The 18,940-nt window shown below is 40.5% G+C and carries 16 protein-coding genes; 6 read left to right on the top strand and 10 right to left on the bottom strand.

The window, feature by feature from the left end; translation table 11 throughout:
• Positions 1 to 63 precede the first annotated feature (63 nt).
• Entirely contained in the window at positions 64 to 366 is a 303-nt protein-coding gene (locus tag Q4575_RS09830) for a cytochrome c (protein ID WP_215962588.1), read from the top strand.
• 92 nt (positions 367 to 458) lie between these two features.
• Here Q4575_RS09830 and recQ read toward each other — a convergent pair whose 3' ends face one another.
• Entirely contained in the window at positions 459 to 2,258 is a 1,800-nt protein-coding gene (gene recQ / locus Q4575_RS09825) for a DNA helicase RecQ (RefSeq protein WP_303522681.1), read from the bottom strand.
• Between the two features lie 89 nt (positions 2,259 to 2,347).
• On the opposite strand from recQ, the gene Q4575_RS09820 reads away from it, so the two are divergent.
• Both Q4575_RS09820 and Q4575_RS09815 read left to right on the top strand, forming a co-directional pair.
• A complete protein-coding gene (locus Q4575_RS09820; protein WP_215962587.1) occupies positions 2,348 to 2,803 on the top strand; it encodes a thioesterase family protein in 456 nt (151 codons plus the stop codon).
• Positions 2,804 to 2,917: 114 nt separating this feature from the next.
• Positions 2,918 to 4,891: a S9 family peptidase gene (locus tag Q4575_RS09815; RefSeq protein ID WP_303522679.1), complete on the top strand. Its 1,974-nt coding sequence runs from the start codon at positions 2,918 to 2,920 to the stop codon at positions 4,889 to 4,891.
• 173 nt (positions 4,892 to 5,064) lie between these two features.
• Here Q4575_RS09815 and Q4575_RS09810 read toward each other — a convergent pair whose 3' ends face one another.
• The 4 genes from Q4575_RS09810 to prlC form a co-directional block, all read right to left on the bottom strand.
• Positions 5,065 to 5,538 carry a peroxiredoxin gene (locus tag Q4575_RS09810; protein WP_303522677.1) on the bottom strand — a complete coding sequence of 158 codons (474 nt, stop codon included), beginning with the start codon at positions 5,536 to 5,538 and terminating at the stop codon, positions 5,065 to 5,067.
• Positions 5,539 to 5,552: 14 nt separating this feature from the next.
• Positions 5,553 to 6,239, bottom strand: coding sequence for a class I SAM-dependent methyltransferase (locus Q4575_RS09805; protein ID WP_303522742.1), 687 nt, complete (start codon positions 6,237 to 6,239; stop codon positions 5,553 to 5,555).
• 88 nt (positions 6,240 to 6,327) lie between these two features.
• A complete protein-coding gene (locus Q4575_RS09800; protein WP_215962584.1) occupies positions 6,328 to 7,059 on the bottom strand; it encodes a DNA-3-methyladenine glycosylase I in 732 nt (243 codons plus the stop codon).
• Positions 7,060 to 7,089: 30 nt separating this feature from the next.
• Positions 7,090 to 9,141, bottom strand: coding sequence for an oligopeptidase A (prlC, locus tag Q4575_RS09795; protein WP_303522674.1), 2,052 nt, complete (start codon positions 9,139 to 9,141; stop codon positions 7,090 to 7,092).
• 277 nt (positions 9,142 to 9,418) lie between these two features.
• Between prlC and gorA the strand changes: the two genes are divergently transcribed.
• On the top strand, positions 9,419 to 10,771 hold the full coding sequence (gorA, locus tag Q4575_RS09790) for a glutathione-disulfide reductase (protein ID WP_303522672.1): 1,353 nt from the start codon (positions 9,419 to 9,421) through the stop codon (positions 10,769 to 10,771).
• A 233-nt stretch (positions 10,772 to 11,004) separates the two neighbouring features.
• Here gorA and Q4575_RS09785 read toward each other — a convergent pair whose 3' ends face one another.
• Both Q4575_RS09785 and Q4575_RS09780 read right to left on the bottom strand, forming a co-directional pair.
• Positions 11,005 to 13,140, bottom strand: coding sequence for a FlgO family outer membrane protein (locus tag Q4575_RS09785; RefSeq protein ID WP_303522670.1), 2,136 nt, complete (start codon positions 13,138 to 13,140; stop codon positions 11,005 to 11,007).
• A gap of 498 nt (positions 13,141 to 13,638) precedes the next feature.
• Entirely contained in the window at positions 13,639 to 14,514 is an 876-nt protein-coding gene (locus Q4575_RS09780) for a transporter substrate-binding domain-containing protein (protein WP_303522668.1), read from the bottom strand.
• Between the two features lie 201 nt (positions 14,515 to 14,715).
• Here Q4575_RS09780 and Q4575_RS09775 point away from each other — a divergent pair, with 201 nt between their 5' ends.
• Positions 14,716 to 15,375, top strand: a complete 660-nt coding sequence (locus Q4575_RS09775; RefSeq protein WP_303522666.1) for a CPBP family intramembrane glutamic endopeptidase — start codon at positions 14,716 to 14,718, stop codon at positions 15,373 to 15,375.
• A gap of 52 nt (positions 15,376 to 15,427) precedes the next feature.
• On the opposite strand, the gene Q4575_RS09770 is transcribed toward Q4575_RS09775, so the two are convergent.
• From Q4575_RS09770 to Q4575_RS09760, 3 genes are all read right to left on the bottom strand, one after another.
• Complete coding sequence (locus Q4575_RS09770; RefSeq protein WP_303522664.1) at positions 15,428 to 16,027, bottom strand: hypothetical protein; 600 nt, start codon at positions 16,025 to 16,027, stop codon at positions 15,428 to 15,430.
• Positions 16,028 to 16,029: 2 nt separating this feature from the next.
• On the bottom strand, positions 16,030 to 16,620 hold the full coding sequence (locus Q4575_RS09765; RefSeq protein WP_215962577.1) for a sigma-70 family RNA polymerase sigma factor: 591 nt from the start codon (positions 16,618 to 16,620) through the stop codon (positions 16,030 to 16,032).
• An 82-nt stretch (positions 16,621 to 16,702) separates the two neighbouring features.
• Positions 16,703 to 17,350 (bottom strand): energy transducer TonB, encoded by a 648-nt coding sequence (locus Q4575_RS09760; RefSeq protein ID WP_252736792.1) that lies wholly within the window; start codon positions 17,348 to 17,350, stop codon positions 16,703 to 16,705.
• A gap of 263 nt (positions 17,351 to 17,613) precedes the next feature.
• Between Q4575_RS09760 and Q4575_RS09755 the strand changes: the two genes are divergently transcribed.
• A complete protein-coding gene (locus Q4575_RS09755; protein ID WP_303522661.1) occupies positions 17,614 to 18,885 on the top strand; it encodes a PotD/PotF family extracellular solute-binding protein in 1,272 nt (423 codons plus the stop codon).
• Positions 18,886 to 18,940: the final 55 nt, after the last annotated feature.

The following is an 18,940-nucleotide window of genomic DNA, read 5'->3' as shown; positions in this document are numbered from 1 at the left end:
CTATATTTAATTCAAATGTTTGGTGTTAAGCTGAGAAAAAGTAAAATTACAATAGGGGTTAAGATGAAAAGTTTAGTGTTTGGCCTGGTTGCCATTATGTCACTTAGTTCAACAACTGTACTTGCTGGCGATGCTGCTGCAGGTAAAACAAAATCCGCAGTTTGTGCTGCTTGTCACGGTGCTAACGGAATTAGTGCAATTCCAATGTACCCAAATTTAGCAGGTCAAAAAGAGCAGTATTTAGCGAAACAGCTAAAAGACTTTAAGGCGGGAAATCGTAAAGACCCAGTTATGGGCGCGATGGCTATGCCACTGACAGATGCCGATATTGCTAACTTATCAGCGTATTATGCGTCGCTAAAATAAAATAAAGTAAATTTAAAATGATAAAACCGACGTTTTGTCGGTTTTTTAATGCCCAGAAAATAACCTAGGTCGATTGGTATTGATTCTGAATTTTACAATTCAGATACGTGACGATTGATCACTGATAAAAACGCGTCACCATAGCGACGTAGTTTTGTTTCACCAACCCCGGATACTAACAACATATCGCGTGGCGTAGTGGGTAATTTGTCTGCCATATCCGCCAGAGTTGCATCTGAAAATACGACAAACGGTGGCACATTATGCTCTTCTGCTATGGATTTTCGAAGTCCCTTCAATCGAGCAAACAATCGTTTGTCGTAATTTACAGGTGCGGCTTTTTCAAATAGCTTTTTGGTATTTAATCTCGGTACAGCAAGTTGTAACGTCGATTCGCTGCGTAAAATAGGGCGAGCCTTTTCGGTTAAAACAAGACTACTACCGCGGCTAATATCTTGTTCAATCAAACCTTGATGTATTAGTTGGCGAATAATGCTGAGCCAATAGTCGTGCGTTTGTTCTTTGCCAATTCCATAGGTGCTCAATTCGTCATGTCTATGATCTTTAATCCGGATCCCTTGGCTGCCACGTAAAATATCGATGATATGACCAATTCCAAAACGTTGACCACTGCGGTAAATACAAGACATTGCTTGTTGCGCTAATAATGTCCCATCAAACGAGGTCGGTGGGTCTAAGCAAATATCGCAATTACCACAACCTGTGGTTGTAGGTTCGTTAAAGTAGTTTAGTAATACTTGGCGACGACAGGTTTGTGCATCAGCAAGGGCGACCATAGCGTTAAACCGTTGGAGTTCAACTTTTACTCGGTCTTCATTTTGATTGTCGCTGATCATTCGGCGAATTCGAGGTACATCGCCTGAGTCGAAGAACATAAGGCATTGGGCGTCAAGTCCATCACGTCCAGCACGTCCAGTTTCTTGATAATAACTTTCTATGGTTTTTGGCAGATCGTAATGAACTACAAATCGAATATTAGGCTTATTTATACCCATGCCAAACGCCACGGTCGCGACCACAATTTGAATTTGGTCTCGCTGAAATTGCTCTTGTACTTTTATTCTGTGGGCGTTTTCGTGACCTGCATGATACGGCGCAGCATTAAAACCTTTTTGTTTGAGCTTTTCTGCGACGTCATCAACTCGGGCACGACTCGAACAATACACCACACCGCAAGCATCGGTTTGTGTTCCAACAAAACTTAATAACTGATTCAGTGGTTTGAATTTTTCTTCTATGGTGTAGCGCAAGTTAGCGCGGTCGAAACTGCCAATATGGATATAGGGGTCGTTAAGATTGAGTTGGTGGCTAATATCAAATCGCGTTGCTTTATCGGCCGTCGCCGTTAATGCCATGATTGGCACATGCGGGAATAGGTTTTTAATTTGGCCTAAGCGCAGATAATCGGCACGAAAATCATGTCCCCAATGAGACAAACAATGTGCTTCATCAATTGCAAATAGACTGACCCCAGCTTGATGTAAGTGATCTAAAAATCGCTGCTGTAGCAAACGTTCTGGCGACACATACAAAATTTTTATTTCACCGTATTGCAACTGATTTAACGTTTGAAATTGCTCTTGTCGAGTTTGCTGACTATTAATGTAACTCGCTGCGATACCAAGCTCATTAAGTTGATCAACCTGATCTTTCATTAACGACAAAAGAGGGGTAACGACTATTGTTACATTTGGCAGCAATAATGCGGGTACTTGGTAACACAAACTTTTACCGCCACCCGTAGGCAATAGAACCAAGGTATCTTGTTGATTAATGCTGGATTCAATGACTTTATCTTGGCCCATGCGAAAAGCATCGTAACCAAATATTTTTGTCAAAATGTCGAGTGGTGTAGTCTGGTTGTCGGTCAATTTAGCGGTTCAAATTAAATATTTGGGGGCATTGTAGCATTGGAATCAAATGTTATACTCATCCGATCAGTTATTTTGGAATTATTTTTATGTTATCAAATGACGACGCTCGATCTTGGTTGGTAAATGTGTTCACCAATTTAAATTTCAACAAAAATTTAGGGCTAAAGATCACCGTTTGTGAGGCAAACAAAGCTGAAATTAGATTTGTGTGGGATGACAAATTAATGGGCAATCCAATGCAAAAAATTCTGCACGGGGGCGTAACCGCATCGGCACTCGATACGGTGGGTGGCATTTTGGCCATTTTTAGCCGGATGGAGAAAATGCACTTTGAAGATTCAGCCGCATTAATCGAATTTACCAAAAAAGTGGGAACTATCGATTTAAGAACGGATTATTTGAGACCCGGTCGTGGTGACGAGTTTATTGCAACAGCGCAACTGATCCGTTCCGGCAGCCGAGTTTGCGTGACTCGCATGGAATTACATAATCAAAAAGGTGATCAAATTGCCTTTGGTACTGGGACTTATTTGGTTGGTTAGTACAATAAATGCCTAGAACCTTAGACATTTTTAGTCCAACTCTTTAATATTACTGACTAAATAAAAAAGATATACAATATTTAAAATATAAAAATAAAGGGATAAGGGAATTTTATGTGGAAGAAAATTTTAGCAGTTGCCTTGCTAATAACGGCTTTTGGCAGTTTTGCGGAGAAAAAAATACCGCTTGAGAATTTTGTTAAATTTTCAGAATTTGGTTCTGTTAAAATCTCCCCAAAGGGCGATTATTTAGCTGCAACAACCGTTCGCGACGGTAAACGAGTTTTGGTGGTATTGCAACGCGATACTATGAAACTAATAAATGTCGTGCAATTCGACGGTGATAAAGAGCAGGTTGGCGGATATAACTGGGTCAGTAAAGACCGTCTTGTATTACAAAAAACTTATATGCGCGGCGCTTATACGCAACCGTCTTATCATGGCGAATTATTAGGTGTTAATGCCGATGGCTCAAAATCACAATACTTAATGGGACACAAAGCTGGAGGCAAGTCATTAGGAGCATCAAGCAAAGCTGATGCGCTTCGTGCGTCATCTTTAGTGTTAGACCCTTTAGTACATGATGACAATTATTTTCTTGCAGAAGTTCATCCTTGGTTGAGAAAAAGCGGCGCAGACCGACACTCAACTGTCTATCTTGTCGATGTTTATACTGGTAAACGACGTAAAGTGACACGCTCGCCAGCCTTTAACGCGCAATATATTACCGACGGTAATGGTGAGGTTCGCTTCTCGGTCTCTAGTAATGATTATATTGATCAAGAAGTTTATAAGCGGGATGTTGAGACTGGCGAATGGACTAAGTTTAACAATTCGTTTAAACACCTTAGTAAAATTACACCACGCGTTATCGTTGATGGCGAAGACAATGCGATGTTTGTTACCGCAAGTGAAGACGGTGCGCCAATCGGTTTGTACAAAATCGATTTTGAAAAAAATTCAGTTGAGTTAGTGAGTAAAGATCCAGTTGTAAATATTAGAAATGTTTATGGCAATGAAAAAGACGGCAAAATATATGCGGTTGAATATGAAAATGGTTACCCGGCTTATGAATTTGTCGATGGAAAAGCACTTTTATCAAAGCGCTTAAAAGGTTTGTTACAAGCCTTACCTGGTCATCAAGTTCAAATTGTGAGTTCTACTCCGGATGAGCTATTTCAGATTGTTATCGCTTATAACGACCGTAATCCAGGTGATTATTACATAATGCATCCGGACGAAAAAACCGGAAAACCTAAAATTCAATATTTGTTTTCAGCACGTAGCTGGATTAACCCCGATCTTATGGCAAGTACTCGTCCAGTTAAATACACAACTCGAGATGGTATTGAAATTAATGGTTATTTAACGGTTCCTAAAGGCAAGGCGGAGAAAAATTTACCATTGATTGTTATGCCTCATGGTGGACCACATGGACCGCGTGATTACTGGGGATTTGATCCAGAAGCGCAAATGTTAGCGAGTCGTGGATTAGCGGTGTTAAAAGTGAATTTCAGAGGATCTGGTGGTTACGGTCCTGCGTTTGAAAAATCTGGTCACGGCAAGTGGGGCACGGAAATTCAATATGACATAATTGACGGCACCAAATATTTAATCGACCAGGGCATCGCCGACAAAAACAACATTTGCATCATGGGCGCAAGCTTTGGTGGTTATTCGGCATTGATGAGTCCGATAATTGAGCCAGATTTGTACAAATGTGCTGTTGGTGTAGTTGGTGTTTACGACTTACCTTTGATGTTCAAAGAAGGTGATGTGCAAGAGCGCCGCTCTGGTGATAAATATTTAAAAGCGGTGTTGGGGCAAAATGTTGCACTTCAAGAGTCAATGTCTCCATCGTATAATATCGATAAATTGAAAGTACCCGTACTTATTGCTCATGGTGGAATGGACCAACGAGCGCCAATTGAACAGGCTGAAAGTTTGATTGCCGCCCTAGAAAAAGAGGATCATCCGTATGAGTATTTGTTGTTTGAGAAAGAAGGTCATGGATTTTATTTAGAGAAAAACCGCCTTAAGTATTTCAAACGCGTACTTAAATTCTTAGGTAAACATATCGATTTTTAGTTGGGTTGACCGCTTATTATGAGGCGGTCAATGCGATAAATGGTTAGTTTATTGAACGTCACAACGCATTGTTGTAGAAACAAAAAAACCGATGTTGCATATCAACATCGGTTTTTTATTTTTATCAAAAGCCACAGCTTACTTAAGCTTTTAATTGTTATTGATTTTCCTATTTATAATAGGGCTAGAATTGACTCCGCGTCACTCACTGCAAATTCTTTTGGTTCTTCAACATTGAGCTGAGTCACAATTCCATCGTCAACGATCATCGCGTATCGGCGTGAGCGAATACCACCAAAAATGCCTGTTTCAGCTTCTAAGCCAATTGCTTTTGTGAAATCAGCACCGCCATCCGCTAACATTAGTAAGTGTTCGGCATTATGTGCTTTACCCCAAGAGGACATGACAAAAGCATCGTTTACAGATAAACAAATAACTTTGTCGACGCCTTTTGCTTTTATTTTATCAAAATTGACAACATAACCCGGCAAGTGACTTTCAGAGCAGGTTGGCGTAAATGCACCAGGAACTGCAAACAAAACGACTTTTTGGCCAGCAAACAAATCTTCTGTGGTAACGGTTTTTACTTCGTTTGTGTCAAAAAACTGGAATTGTACACTTGGTAATTTGTCATTCACTTCAATCATAAAAGGTTCCATTGTTAGACCATCGCGGCCTTAATATATAAATCGAATCGGTTCTTTTTTGTTTTTATTTGACTATTTGGCGTCTGTTCGTTCAAAAACGGCGCATAGTCAGGCCTTTTTACTACAACACGTTTTTGCGCTAATTGATAGGCTAACGGTAATAATTGATCGGCATCGGCATCATCTCCAACAAAAGATTGGAACAATGCCATATCTTTTTTAACGGCGGCAGATTTTTCTCTATGCGGAAACATTGGGTCGAGATAAACCACGTCGTATTGTTGGTTTGATGAAATTGAGTCTTGCAGCGCATCGTGTGACGTTTTATTGATTAACTGCATTCTTTGTTCGAACCAATCAATAGAGCCGTCTGAGATGGCGCGTCGAAAACCATCCACTAACATCATATAAACAGGCGGCTGTCTTTCAACTAAAGTGACATTGCAGCCAAGACTGGCCAACACAAATGCATCTTTCCCCATTCCAGCAGTTGCATCTAAAACGTTAGGCGTTGCGCCTTTATTTAATCCGGCCGCTTTGGCGATAGCTTGATTTTTACCACCCCCGAATTTATGACGATGAGCGGTGGCGCCACCCGTAAAGTCCACATTGATTAGGGTTTTTCCGTCTTTAGTTAAACAAAATTTATTGTCTTCAAACAAGCCATAAACCGAACCGTTTTGCGGGGCCTTGTTAACCATTTGCCAGCCAAACGTTTCTGCAAGTTCGATGAGTTGCAGTGGCGCTGAGCGCCAATTATAAAATGGTAAAGAAGATTGTTGAGTTTGCTCAGTCAATGGTGTTAGTTCCCGCTTCAATGCCAACAAAATTGTCGCCCACGGAAAAAGACAATATTCGACTCAGTTGCTTGTACGTTAGACCGGTGGACTCGTGCCAGGCGTTAAAACATTGTTGAATTACGGTTTGGCTTTTTTTGCTTGAGATCCCGCCATCAACTAATTTATAAGCTCGAAAATAGGCTTCATTGTCTCTACTAATTAGAAATCCATCTTTGCCCATAAACCTTAATGCATAAGGGCCTGTGTTTCCACCAAGTCGAGCGCCGTGTTTTTTCAAAAATTGCCACAAACCAATAATGTCGTCGCAGGGCCAATTTGCAATAAATTTACCAAATGAGCCGTGTTCAGCGCTTACTTCATAAATCATTTGGGCGTTGGCCTTAATGGTCATAACCTTGTTACCATTACGGATTATGCGTTCGTCTTTGCATTTTTGTTCCCACATTTCGTCGGACATCATCAGCATTTTTTCAATATCAAAATTAAAAAAGACTTCTTCAAAGCCGGACCATTTTTGCTCAACAACTCGCCATACAAAACCACTTTGAAAAACTTGTTTAGTAAATGCGGCTAACCATCTGTCGTCAGAAAGACTGGCTATTTCGTCGGCGTCAAATATGTCGCCGGCCATATCCATTACTATCTCTTTAGAGCCTTTTCGTTCAATAGCGCGGGCTAATATCCGGTCAAAGGGCTCAAGTTTTTTTAAAAATTCTGACATTAAAATCGTCCAAATAAAGTCAAATCATGCTTATGCGGCAATGCCACAGTGTCGTAATAATGCATCAATTTCAGGTTCGCGACCTCTAAATGCTTTAAATAATTCCATAGGTTCCGCACTGCCGCCTTTTTCCAGAATATTGGTTAAAAAGCTATTGCCGGTATCGGAATTAAAGATCCCGTCTTCTTCAAATTTAGAAAATGCATCTGCTGATAAAACTTCTGCCCACTTGTAAGAATAATATCCAGCTGCATAACCGCCTGCAAATATATGCCCAAATCCATGTTGAAAGCGGTTATAAGCAGGTGGTTGAACGACGGCAACCTGCTGTCTGACATCGTCCAAAATAGCCTGAATTTGTGAACCTTTAGCTGGGTCGTATTCAGCGTGGATTCGGAAATCGAATAAGCTGAACTCTAATTGTCTCGCCATTTGCATCGCTGATTGAAAGTTCTTCGCCGCAAGCATTTTGTCTAACATGTCTTTTGGCAATGGTTCACCTGTTTCGAAGTGGCCTGAAATAAATGCCAGTGCGTCTTCTTCCCAGCACCAGTTTTCTAAAAACTGACTTGGTAATTCAACCGCATCCCAGGCTACGCCATTAATACCAGACACAGAGGCTTCGTCAACCTGAGTTAACATGTGATGAATACCGTGGCCAAATTCGTGGAATAAAGTAACGACTTCATCGTGGGTAAACAACGCGGCGTTGTCACCGATAGGTTGATTAAAGTTACAAGTTAAATACGCTACAGGGTTTTGGAGCTGATCTTCAGACCATAATACTCGTCCGCGACAATCGTCCATCCAAGCACCACCGCGCTTTTTTTCTCTTGCGTATAAATCTAGATAGAAACTGCCACGGTATTTCTGGTTTTTATCAACGATATCAAAATATTTAACGTCTTTATGCCATTTATCAATGCCGGTTTTAACTTCAGTTACTGTAACCCCAAATAGGCGATTTACAACGGTAAACAACCCATCGAGTACTTTACTTTCTGGGAAGTACGGGCGTAACGCTTCGTCTGAAATTGCGTATTTAGCTTGCTTTAATTTTTCACTATAAAACGCATAATCCCAAGGATTCAGTTCGCTCACACCAAACTCACTTTGAGCAAATTGGCGTAATTCTTCAACTTCTTGCTTTGCTTGCGGCAGTGATTTTTCAGCAAGTTGGCTTAAAAATCCTAATACTTGTTGCGTATTTTCTGCCATTTTTGTTGCCAACGAACTCTCTGCAAATGACTCAAAGCCGAGTAGTTGCGCCAACTCATGGCGAAGTGCCATCAACTCATCAATAATTTCAGAGTTGTCGTATTGTCCTGCAAATGGCCCTTGGTCAGAAGCTCGAGTTGAAAATGCGATAGACATTTCTTTTCGAAGCTCTGCGTTTTCAGAATAGGTCATAACCGGCAGATAACTTGGGAAGTCGAGGGTAAACAGCCAACCGTCTATTTCTTTTACTTCAGCCATTTGTTTTGCCGCGGCAATTGCAGAGTCAGGTAGTCCTGCTAATTCGACTTCGTCGGTAATGACTTTTTGAAATGCTTGAGTAGCATCCAATACATTATTGCTAAAAGTTGAGCTCAACTCTGACATTTTTGCTTGGATTTCACCGTAGCGTTTTTGTTTGTCTTCCGGCAAGTCGATACCCGATAATTTAAAGTCTCGCAGGGCATTGGTAATAACTTTTTTCTGGGGGGTACTTAATTTGGCAAATTCGTCTGATTGAGAATAGGCGTAATAGGCGTCAAACAACCCCTTGTGTTGACCTACCCAAGTTGAGTATTCACTTATAATAGGTAAACAAGATTCATAGGCTTCGCGCCATTCGTCCGAGCTTAATACCGAGTTAATATGAGAAATTGGTGACCAAGCGCGACCAAATTGGTCGCTTACTTTGTCAATATCGACCACTAGTGTTTGCCAAGTTTGAGTCGGAAGTTGAACAACCTGTTCGATGGACTTTTTGCAGCTATCTAGCAATGACTCTACCGCAGGCTTAATATGTTGAGGCTGGATTTGAGAAAACGGTGGCAGATCAAAATTGGATAAAAGTGGGTTTGATGAGTCAGACATATTGGCTACCTAAATTAGTCGCGGATTAAACGCGTGGCTATTCTTGTGATATTAATTAAGTTAGATAGTACCTTGAAAGTAACTTTACAAGGTCTAGTTTTTGTAAATTCTGTACTAGCTGAGTGTTGTTTGTTCACATATTGCTAATTTTTAGCGCATTTTTTTCGAGAATATATAACTAACACGAAGGCGATTGCCCGAATCGTTAAATTCGATTTGGTTTTCTGGCGAGTAGGCCATATCCTTATGATAATTAGATTCAATTGGAAATAAATTTATGACAACGCATTTTGACTATATCGCCATTGGCGGCGGTAGTGGTGGTATTGCATCGGCAAATCGTGCAGCGATGCGCGGTGCTAAAGTGGCGCTAATCGAAGCAAAAGCAATGGGCGGCACATGCGTCAACGTTGGTTGTGTTCCTAAAAAGGCGATGTGGTTTGGGGCTCAAGTTGCAGAAGCGATCCATAAATATAGTCCTGATTACGGATTTGATGTCACCGTTAATAAATTTGATTGGAGCAAACTAGTAGCGTCTCGTGAAGCTTATATTAAACGTATCCATGGTTCATACGATCGCGTTTTAGATTCAAACGGTATTACGGTAATTAATGGTTTTGCAAAATTTGTAGATGCTAAAACAGTCGAAGTAGATGGCAAGCAATATACCGCTGACCATATTACGATTGCCACAGGCGGACGACCAACTTGGCCTAAAATAGAAGGGGCTGAATTAGGTATAGATTCAAACGGATTTTTTGCTTTAGATGAACAGCCAAAACGTGCTGTCGTTGTAGGCGCTGGATACATTGCAGTAGAACTTGCTGGTGTATTGCAAAGTTTAGGTACAGAAACTCAGTTAGCGGTTCGAAAACATGCGCCATTAAGAACATTTGACCCGATGTTATCAGAGACCTTAGTTGAAATAATGGCACAGGACAATTTGAAACTGTTAACAAACAGTACACCAAGTCGTGTTGAAAAAGCCGCTGACGGTTCACTGGTGTTACATTTTGAAAATGGCACAAGCGTAGAAACCGATTGTGTTATTTGGGCAATCGGCCGCACGCCTTCTACAGATGGCATTAATATCGAAAAAGCCGGTGTAGAGGTTGATTCTCGTGGTTACGTTCCAGTAAACGAACATCATGAAACTAATGTTCCGGGTATTTACGCCCTAGGCGATATTATCGGTAAGATTGAGTTAACACCAATTGCTGTTAAATCTGGCCGTATATTGGCTGAACGATTATTTAACGGCATTACCGATGTCGTGATGGATTATTCCTTAGTTCCAACTGTGGTATTTAGTCACCCTGCAATTGGGACTATGGGGCTGACTGAACCTGAAGCGGTTGCTCAATACGGGGAAGAAAACGTTAAAGTATATAACTCAAGTTTTGCCGCTATGTATACCGCGGTTACGGAACACAGACAAATGACCAAAATGAAACTTGTTTGTGCCGGTGACGACGAAAAAGTTGTTGGTCTACACGGTATTGGACTCGGTATGGATGAGATTTTACAGGGCTTTGCTGTAGCAATAAAAATGGGCGCGACAAAGGCCGATTTTGATGCTTGCGTTGCAATTCACCCTACCTCAGCTGAAGAGTACGTTACTTTGCGTTAATTTGCGTTAATCTGCTCATATCGATTTGGTGAAGCTTTGCAGTTGGGTTAGACCTAACCCTTAAAGAAAAACCTGAATAATGCACTGTGTTATTCAGGTTTTTTTCTGTTTTTTCACCAGAATTTAAATCTGCGTATTACCATCCATTTTGCCGTGAAGTAATAGAAGTTAATTCGAAAGGCTTTTATACATTGCAGCGTTTTAATTCAGCAACATGCCATGTGTCCCTCACTTTACTTTGTTGGTGATGCAGTAACTTTCTCTGCCACTAAATCCGGGTTCCATTTTCTGAAGGTACGATCCAAAAATGCATTAGCAAGCGGCTCAAACTCAGGGTGTTGGCTCAAACCATAATAAACGGGCGCAGTTAAGATAAATTTTTCAATCCCTATCAAGTATGTATCCAGCATTGGTTGGCGCTTAAACATATTCTGGGTTTGTTGCTCAGAAATATCGCCAATGAAATCCATAATCCCTGCACAGAACCAACCGACCTTATTTTGTGTTTGTTGGCATTGAGAAGAGCTATAAGCAAGACTAGTTTTCAGTACTTGAACATAACTGTCGTCGCCTTTACGTTTTTTAATGGCAGCATAGTCATAAGGCTCTGTCTGATTAAGATCAACGCGTTGGATAAACTCCTCTGCGCTTAACCCTGTCAACTGCTGTTGTTGTTCATACAAAGTTTCGTCGCCCAACAGCAGCTTATAAAATACCAGTATTTCAGTTTGGGTAGACTCACTAATCGGTAATTGTTGATAACGCTGTTGCTGTTGTTCGTTTAGTTTTCCGCGCGTATCTAAATCCAGTAGTAATAATAAGGCGTTAATAAATTGTTCTGCATATTCAGGGGACTGGCGTAATTCTTCGTCAATATAATCCAGCGCAGTATCGATATTGCCGGCCAGTATATTGATTGCGGATTTTGCCCTTCTATAGTCTGCACTGGGTTCGCTACGGTAGTCATTAATAAGCGCTAAGGTCGCTTCAATATCTTGTTGGTAGGCGTAGCTATAATAAATATTGGGTAAGAAGTTTTGTGTGTTTTCGGGAAATAGCTTTTCCATTGTTGATAACATTGCTTGAGCTTTATCTGGCTGTTCCGTTACTAGATACAAAAACACTAAGTTGGTGATATTTATCTGACTTTGTGGATTGGTTTTTAGTATTTTCTCCCTTCGCTTGATGCCATCTAGAATATTATCCAACGCTAAAGTACTCACATTTTGAATTAGCGGGTCATTAGGGGCTTTTTCATAAGCTTGTTGATAAAGCTTGACACTTATTGCTAAGTTACCGCTGTCCGAAGCCTGTGTTGCTATTACCAGCGTTTTAAGTGGAAAATCAGGTGCAATCATTAGTTCCCAAAACAAACGTTCTTTTTCTGCCTGACGCAAAGACTCTATAAAGCCACCATAATTATCAGCAAAGCTATACACCATGTAGAGTTGTGCCTTGGCCAAATAAAATTGCTCATCTAGTTTTATAGCTTGTTGTAATATGTCAGCAGCTTGTTTTAATGATTCCGAACTGCGCTGATAGGCGAGCTCCCGCCCCTGAATAAACAACTCATAGGCCTGTGGATTGGTGGTCATACCGGCTTCATGTTCCACTTGCTCGGGTAACAGATTTAGTTTGAGTGCTTGGGTAATGGCAAAAGTCAGTTCATCTTGCAGGGCAAAGATACTGGTTAATTCGCGATCATAGGTTTGTGACCAAATATGCGCACCACTGGTGACTTCAATCAACTGAGCAGTTATTCGGACCTTGTCTCTATCTTTGCGTACGCTACCTTCTAGCACATAGTTAACATTGAGTTTTTGGCCTATTTCACGAATATCGGTGTTACTGTCTTTAAAATTAAATGACGAGGTACGGGCAATCACCACTAACTGATTTAACCGCGCCAAAGAATTAAGAATTTCTTCGGCAATGCCATCACCAAAATAACCTTGGGATTTATCCGGGCTCATATCTTCAAATGGTAATACTGCGATAGAACGTTCTAAACTAACATCAGCATTGGAGGTAAATAGTTTTTCATAGGCGATAAATGCTAAGGCCAGCACCAATGCGCCTGCTAACAGGTAATTGATTTTATTGCCGGTTTGCTCACCAATAGACTCGTCGATATCAACCTCATGAGTGCGTTTAAGCCCTTCAGGGGTGAGTTCAAATGCCCAGGCAAAAATGCATACAAAAGGAAAGGCAATCGTCAGAATAACCGTGGTAATGGTGCTGAATAAAATAGGCAAGTGTAAAGCGGGTGAAATCACCGCAACAATTTGCAGGATAATCCAGCAGGTTACTAAATAAACACTGGCAACCTTAAATACATTTCGGCGTTTTAATTCAGTAAAAAAAGTCATCCGTGATGCTCATTATTTTTTATAAATTAACAATAATGGATTAACAACAACAGTACAATAGATATACAAATCAATCTAAAGTTTAAACCGCACGATTCCACTACAGGTGCAGATTAATGTTGTTTACATTAAGCGAGTGATCATTGGATACTCAATCAGCTAGCCAAAAGTTGACTGTCGCTAGTTTGGAAAATGATTGGTAAATTGCTGTTGAAGCGTATCCCTAAAGCCTAATTCAACAACATGCTTTGAAAGTTCTTCATAATTATGTAAATGCTTAGCAGAATGAACGAACAGAAAGCAAATAAAGTCTTGAGACAGATACTAGGTTAAAAATTATGTACGTTGGGTTAATCTTCGCATCTTGATTTAGTGAAGTTTTGCTCTTGAGTTAGCTCTACCCCTTGAAGAAAAACCTAAATAATGCGCTGTGTTATTCTGTTTTTTTTATTTTGTAACCTTTATCGCGATTAGTTAACGCAAACAAAACTACAATTGTTAGCTCGGTTTTATGTCATACCAAGGTTTAAAGCCTGACGGGATCAAAGAAAAGTCAACGTCGTTTTGCAATTCGATTATGTGGCGTTGCTCTAGGTTGGCATCGTTAATAATTTTTTGGTGGTCATTAAACTCATAAAATATCTTGTCAAAGGTGCCGTTTTTGATCAGTACCAAAAGCGCTTGTTGTATTTTATTTGCTAATGTCTCATCTTCAGCCCGAACAAAATAGTAAATGGCAGAGCGGTATCTAAATAACAAATTTTCATCTACGTGGAGGTTTTTCCCCTTTACATTTGATAAGTCTGAATAGGTTTCAAGCACGCCTCTTAACGTGTAGTCATAAATACTGCGCCCAACATTTTGGTATATTTGATCTAGCAGTGTGGTTTCAAACACGTTAAAGCCATTGTTCCTTAGGATTGTTGAATCTGGCCAATCGTGGCCCTGGGCGGCTAAAAGGCTTTTTATGGCTGGCAGGTTTTCCGGCTGAGTAAAATGATGTTTGGTGTTGGTGTTCGTTGTGGCAATTCGGTACCCGATAAACCCTTTCATTAAGGGAATGCGTATCGGTCGATAATTTTTTTCACGCTCGGCGGTGGTTACCGTCCAAACAATATCGAGCTTTTTTTGAGTCAAACTTTTAAGCTGCCTTCGCTGTAACATTGGGACCGACACCGGCTCCAATTTACAACCGCCGAAATCGCGATTAATGACAAGGCAGACTTCTTCTAACATCCTAACGCTATAACTTGTATTTTGTGCCTCTGTATCAAGCTGCGCCATGTACTTTATGTTTGTCTTGGCATTAAGTCCCATCCCGACCAAGAGCAAGGTAAAAGAAAGGATGTAGAGCTGACTTTTTGTTATTTTCAAAAACGACACCCAAATTTGGATTATAAAATGCGAAACCTATATTAAAAATATAGCAGTAGATTCTAAATGCGGTTGAGAATATTAAATTTAGCCTGTCGCCCCACCATTTATCACCACTTATATTAAATTTTTGTGAATCGAAGTTTATCTAGATATTTAGCTTAAGCTTATATTTATTAGTTGTTTTGTGTGGAGAACTCGGTGGTTAGTTTGACCAAGGCTTATTACAAGCCAGTAATGTTTGTTGAGTTTGTTTTGTTGTTTATCGTTTTACCCATCGTCGTTTATTTTTTAAGGCATACAGTAGCACCCTATTTATTATTGTGTCTGATCACAATTTTACTTTGGTGTTTGTTGTCACTGGTAACAGACCCGCGTTTTAAGCGCTTCAGGTTATGGAACTTAGAAAAACTGCGAGAATTTCTGCCTAATGTCATGAAGACCTTTTTACTGGCGGCGTTTGTTATCACGTTAGCGAGTTGGTGGTTTACGCCCCAGTGGCTATTCTCACTGCCGTTAGAGCAAACCCTAATGTGGATTGCCCTGCTATTTTTATATCCGGTTTTATCCGCATGGCCACAGGAAGTAATTTTCAGAACTTACCTATTTCATCGATATAAACATATATTCAAAAGTAAAAATTTACGAGCCTGGTTAAGTGCATTCAGCTTTGCATTAGCACATTTAATGTTTGCCAACTGGATAGCTGTTGTGGGGTCATTTTTTGCAGGATTGGTCTTTGCTTATACTTATATGCACAGTCGTTCAACTTTACTTGTGACTCTAGAGCACAGTTTATGGGGCTGTTGGTTATTTACTGCCGGTCTAGGCATACATTTTGACAGCGGCATGTTGACCTAAGCCTAAAAGCTGAGACTGTCAGCCGCTGTCGAATGACATATTTAATTGATGATTATGACGGGCATTGTTGAAGCGAATCTCGGTTTTCAATAGCGGTAATAAATCCATTTTCATCCGCCATAAGATAAACCGCTTTGCCAGCAACCATCTGACTATGGCTTGGTGCATGAAGAAGGTGATTAACCATTTCTCGCGACAGCTGAAATACACCAACATCACATACTTGGATGACAATTTCATTGTCTATGCTTTTTACGATACCGGGCAACTTACGTTTATCTTTTAATGATTCGATGGCGGCAAGGTATTGCTGGTAATGTGCATTTTCTTTAATGTTTTTAACATCGTTTTGGTCGGCACTTAAAAACGTTACATCGTGGTAATAGGTTGTTGTATGGTCCGTATTATAAGTAGCTACAACGGAATACTGCTCATTAGTCTGTAGTGGGGCGTCGTTTTTGTTCCAACCAAATATAATAACGGCGACAAATATGCCCATGGCGTACTGCCAGCTCACCCATTTCCAAATAGAGGGTTTTGTTTGTTTAGCATTTGCCAATATGGCTTCCTGCAAATTAGGCGGTGGAATTACGTTTTTTTTTCGATTTTCGTAACATTCTTGTAATCGAGTTTCTGTGTGTTTGTTTGACATAATTACTCCCCCTCTCGTGTTTCGCCAATGAGGGTGGTTAGTGTTTGTTTAGCATAACGTAAGCGACTTTTAACTGTCTCCATTTCGCAATGTGTAATTTGAGCAATTTCTCTCAATCTAAACCCCTCTTGCTGCAAAATAAACGCTTCTCTTTGGAGAAAAGGTAATTCATTAAAGGCCGCGTCAAAACGCTGTTGTTGTTCTATTTCATTCATAACATCAAATTGAGCTTTGGATGGTGTTGAATGGTCATTTATATTTGATTCGTCAAACTCTTCAACTTGCCATCGCTGTTGTTTTCGTAATTCGTCAATAAGTGCGCTTCGGGCAATTTTAAACAACCAACTTTTTACTGTGCCTGTGTCAGAAAATGAGCGTCTATTTTTAATGACTTTTTCCCATGCCATTTGGCAGACATCGGAGGCTAGTTCAGGGCCTACTTGGCTAAACAAGTAATGGTAAAGATCTTTTTCGAGTCGTTTTACGATTTCTTTTATGTATTTTAATTCGCCTGAGTCCGCATATTTCAACATGAGATTTTCGTTTGATTCGGCAATATTAAGCCAGTTCTTCAATCCGATCGTAATATTCATCAACATCCTTAACTTCGGCGTTTACTAACCGTTTTTTGTTAGCTAAAACGGCTAGTCTATCGCGGCTTGAAGTTGTAATAACTTAGCTTTGGCCCAAATTAAACTCGAGCATTATCTGTTGGTTTTGCAACGTGATTGCTTTACCGTTTTTAATCTGTGGTTTGTACTTCCACCTTTTTAACGCTTTTTTAGCTTCGTTGTCAAAGACCCTTGCAGGTTGGGACTCTATAACAGCAATATCGATAACACGACCTACGGCATCTATGCTAAATGACAAACTAACCCATCCTTCGATGCCATCCCGCGCTGCTTTAATTGGGTATCTTGGTTGTACCCTGACAATTGGCGTTGCGGAGTTGTCCTGGCGACCTTCAAACACAATAGGGCCAAGTTGGGTAGGGGGGATCTTGATACCAAAGTTTGTATTCATAGCCAACAAATTTTCGCTGGTCGTATCCACTGGAATTGGCGGTGGTGGGGGCGGCGCTTTTGCTATAGGCGGTGGCGGTAAAACATTTGGTTTTACTATTGTCGGTTTTTCTTCTTGCACCGCGAGTAATTCAGTTATAAATGTTTCACTGGGTTCCGCAAAAGAAAGGTTATCGTTTTCTATTAACTTTCCCATCAAAACAAAAAGGGCAAAACATGCCGTCGCGCCGAGTAAAGTAAAGGCAGTAAATTTACCTATACTCTTTATTTCTGGGGCAATTTTAGTTGTGGCTTGGTTCATCTGTATTTCCTCACATTGTCATTAATTTAAAAGGTCAGTTGGCACCAAATGAATAACCTTATTAATAAAACGTTTGGTCATTAGAAAAGGGGTTAAATGTTATAAAAAATATTGCTAGCTTAAGAGACTCCCATAAATAATAGCGACTTGAAGGAAAAGGAAGCTCGTCATCTGTAATAAACATTTCATATATTCTTATAAAAAAACGATAAGTTGAAATTCACTGTCTATACTTCAGTTAATACAACAAACTGGGAACGAGAGTGCCGACAAATCAATCTCGCCGGAAATTTATAAAAAACGTTGCAGCGACATCAACAAGTGCTGCACTTATCTTAAACGCACCATATGTTTTTTCCCGTTCTAAGCCTGTTACGTTAAGGGTGTTGGGCACTCATGTCACCTTGCAAGAAGAGCTACGACAACAGGCGATGCGAGAGTTAGGGATTAATCTAGAGTTCACCGCAATGGGCAGTGCTGCGGTACTGCAAAAAGCGGCGGCTGCGCCTCATTCTTTTGATTTATATGAACAATGGTCAGACTCAATCAACGTGTTATGGCATGCAGGTTCGATTCAGCCAATAGAAATCGAACGCTTAAAATACTGGAATGAGATTAACCCATTAACAAAAACAGGGAAAATCGTTCCCTCAGCAAAATACGGTGCTGGTGATTCCCCAAATAAACTGCTTTATGTGCAGCAAGACGGCTCTTTAGGTAAAGCCGCAAGTTCAAAAGTTAGCTTTATGCCCTATGTCCACAATGTCGATTCGTTTGGTTACAACACAAATTTTATAAAACCTGAAGAAGCTTATAAAACTGAATCTTGGGGATGGTTACTCGATGACGCCAACCGAGGACGCGTCGCATTGGTTAATGCGCCGACCATAGGAATATTTGACGCTGCCTTAGCGGCTCAAGCTAAAGGATTGATGAAGTTTGGTGATATCGCAAACATGACGATCGATGAAATAGACACCTTGTTTAGCATATTACTAGAGAAAAAACGTAACGGGCAGTTTGCTGGCTTTTGGACCTCTGTACCTCAGTCAGTGGAGTTTATGGCGAACAAGCGTGTGCATATTCAGAGTATGTTTTCTCCTGCTGTGAGTGCATGTCGTGGCCAAGGGGTTCCTGTGCGTTATGCTTCTCCTAAAGAAGGGTACCGAGCGTGGCATGGGGTTATGTGTCTATCGGCAATGACCAACGGCCATGTTAAAGATGCCGCGTATGATTATATGAATTGGTGGCTATCTGGTTACCCTGGTGCGTTTATCGCAAGACAAGGGTATTACATCTCAAATCCAGAACGGAGTCGGTCCTTGATGCACCGAAACGAATGGGATTACTGGTATGACGGAAAACAGTCTAACACGCAATTAAAAGGAACGGATGGTCGTGTTTCAGTCGAAGCTGGTGAGATAAGAGATGGCGGAAGTTACGTTAAGCGTTTTTCAAATATCGCGGTGTGGAATACGGTAATGGACAATTATGATTATAGTTTAGATCGTTGGTTTGAGCTTCTAAATGCGTAAATACCTATATGATTGTTAAATTACAAAATACCATAGCCTTAAAAATCGGGGTGTT

The organism is Psychrosphaera sp. 1_MG-2023, assembly GCF_030548245.1.
Taxonomy (GTDB): domain Bacteria; phylum Pseudomonadota; class Gammaproteobacteria; order Enterobacterales; family Alteromonadaceae; genus Psychrosphaera; species Psychrosphaera algicola.
The sequence above is the reverse complement of the archived record's forward strand: the minus strand, read 5'-3'. Positions and strand labels throughout refer to the sequence as shown.

Coding starts and splice junctions, on each gene's coding strand:
- Q4575_RS09830 (WP_215962588.1), top strand. CDS start 64: ATGAAAAGTTTAGTGTTTGGCCTGGTTGCCATTATGTCACTTAGTTCA.
- Q4575_RS09805 (WP_303522742.1), bottom strand. CDS start 6,239: ATGGTTAACAAGGCCCCGCAAAACGGTTCGGTTTATGGCTTGTTTGAA.
- gorA (WP_303522672.1), top strand. CDS start 9,419: ATGACAACGCATTTTGACTATATCGCCATTGGCGGCGGTAGTGGTGGT.
- Q4575_RS09820 (WP_215962587.1), top strand. CDS start 2,348: ATGTTATCAAATGACGACGCTCGATCTTGGTTGGTAAATGTGTTCACC.
- Q4575_RS09785 (WP_303522670.1), bottom strand. CDS start 13,140: ATGACTTTTTTTACTGAATTAAAACGCCGAAATGTATTTAAGGTTGCC.
- Q4575_RS09800 (WP_215962584.1), bottom strand. CDS start 7,059: ATGTCAGAATTTTTAAAAAAACTTGAGCCCTTTGACCGGATATTAGCC.
- Q4575_RS09810 (WP_303522677.1), bottom strand. CDS start 5,538: ATGATTGAAGTGAATGACAAATTACCAAGTGTACAATTCCAGTTTTTT.
- Q4575_RS09815 (WP_303522679.1), top strand. CDS start 2,918: ATGTGGAAGAAAATTTTAGCAGTTGCCTTGCTAATAACGGCTTTTGGC.
- Q4575_RS09760 (WP_252736792.1), bottom strand. CDS start 17,350: ATGAACCAAGCCACAACTAAAATTGCCCCAGAAATAAAGAGTATAGGT.
- prlC (WP_303522674.1), bottom strand. CDS start 9,141: ATGTCTGACTCATCAAACCCACTTTTATCCAATTTTGATCTGCCACCG.
- Q4575_RS09765 (WP_215962577.1), bottom strand. CDS start 16,620: ATGAATATTACGATCGGATTGAAGAACTGGCTTAATATTGCCGAATCA.
- Q4575_RS09770 (WP_303522664.1), bottom strand. CDS start 16,027: ATGTCAAACAAACACACAGAAACTCGATTACAAGAATGTTACGAAAAT.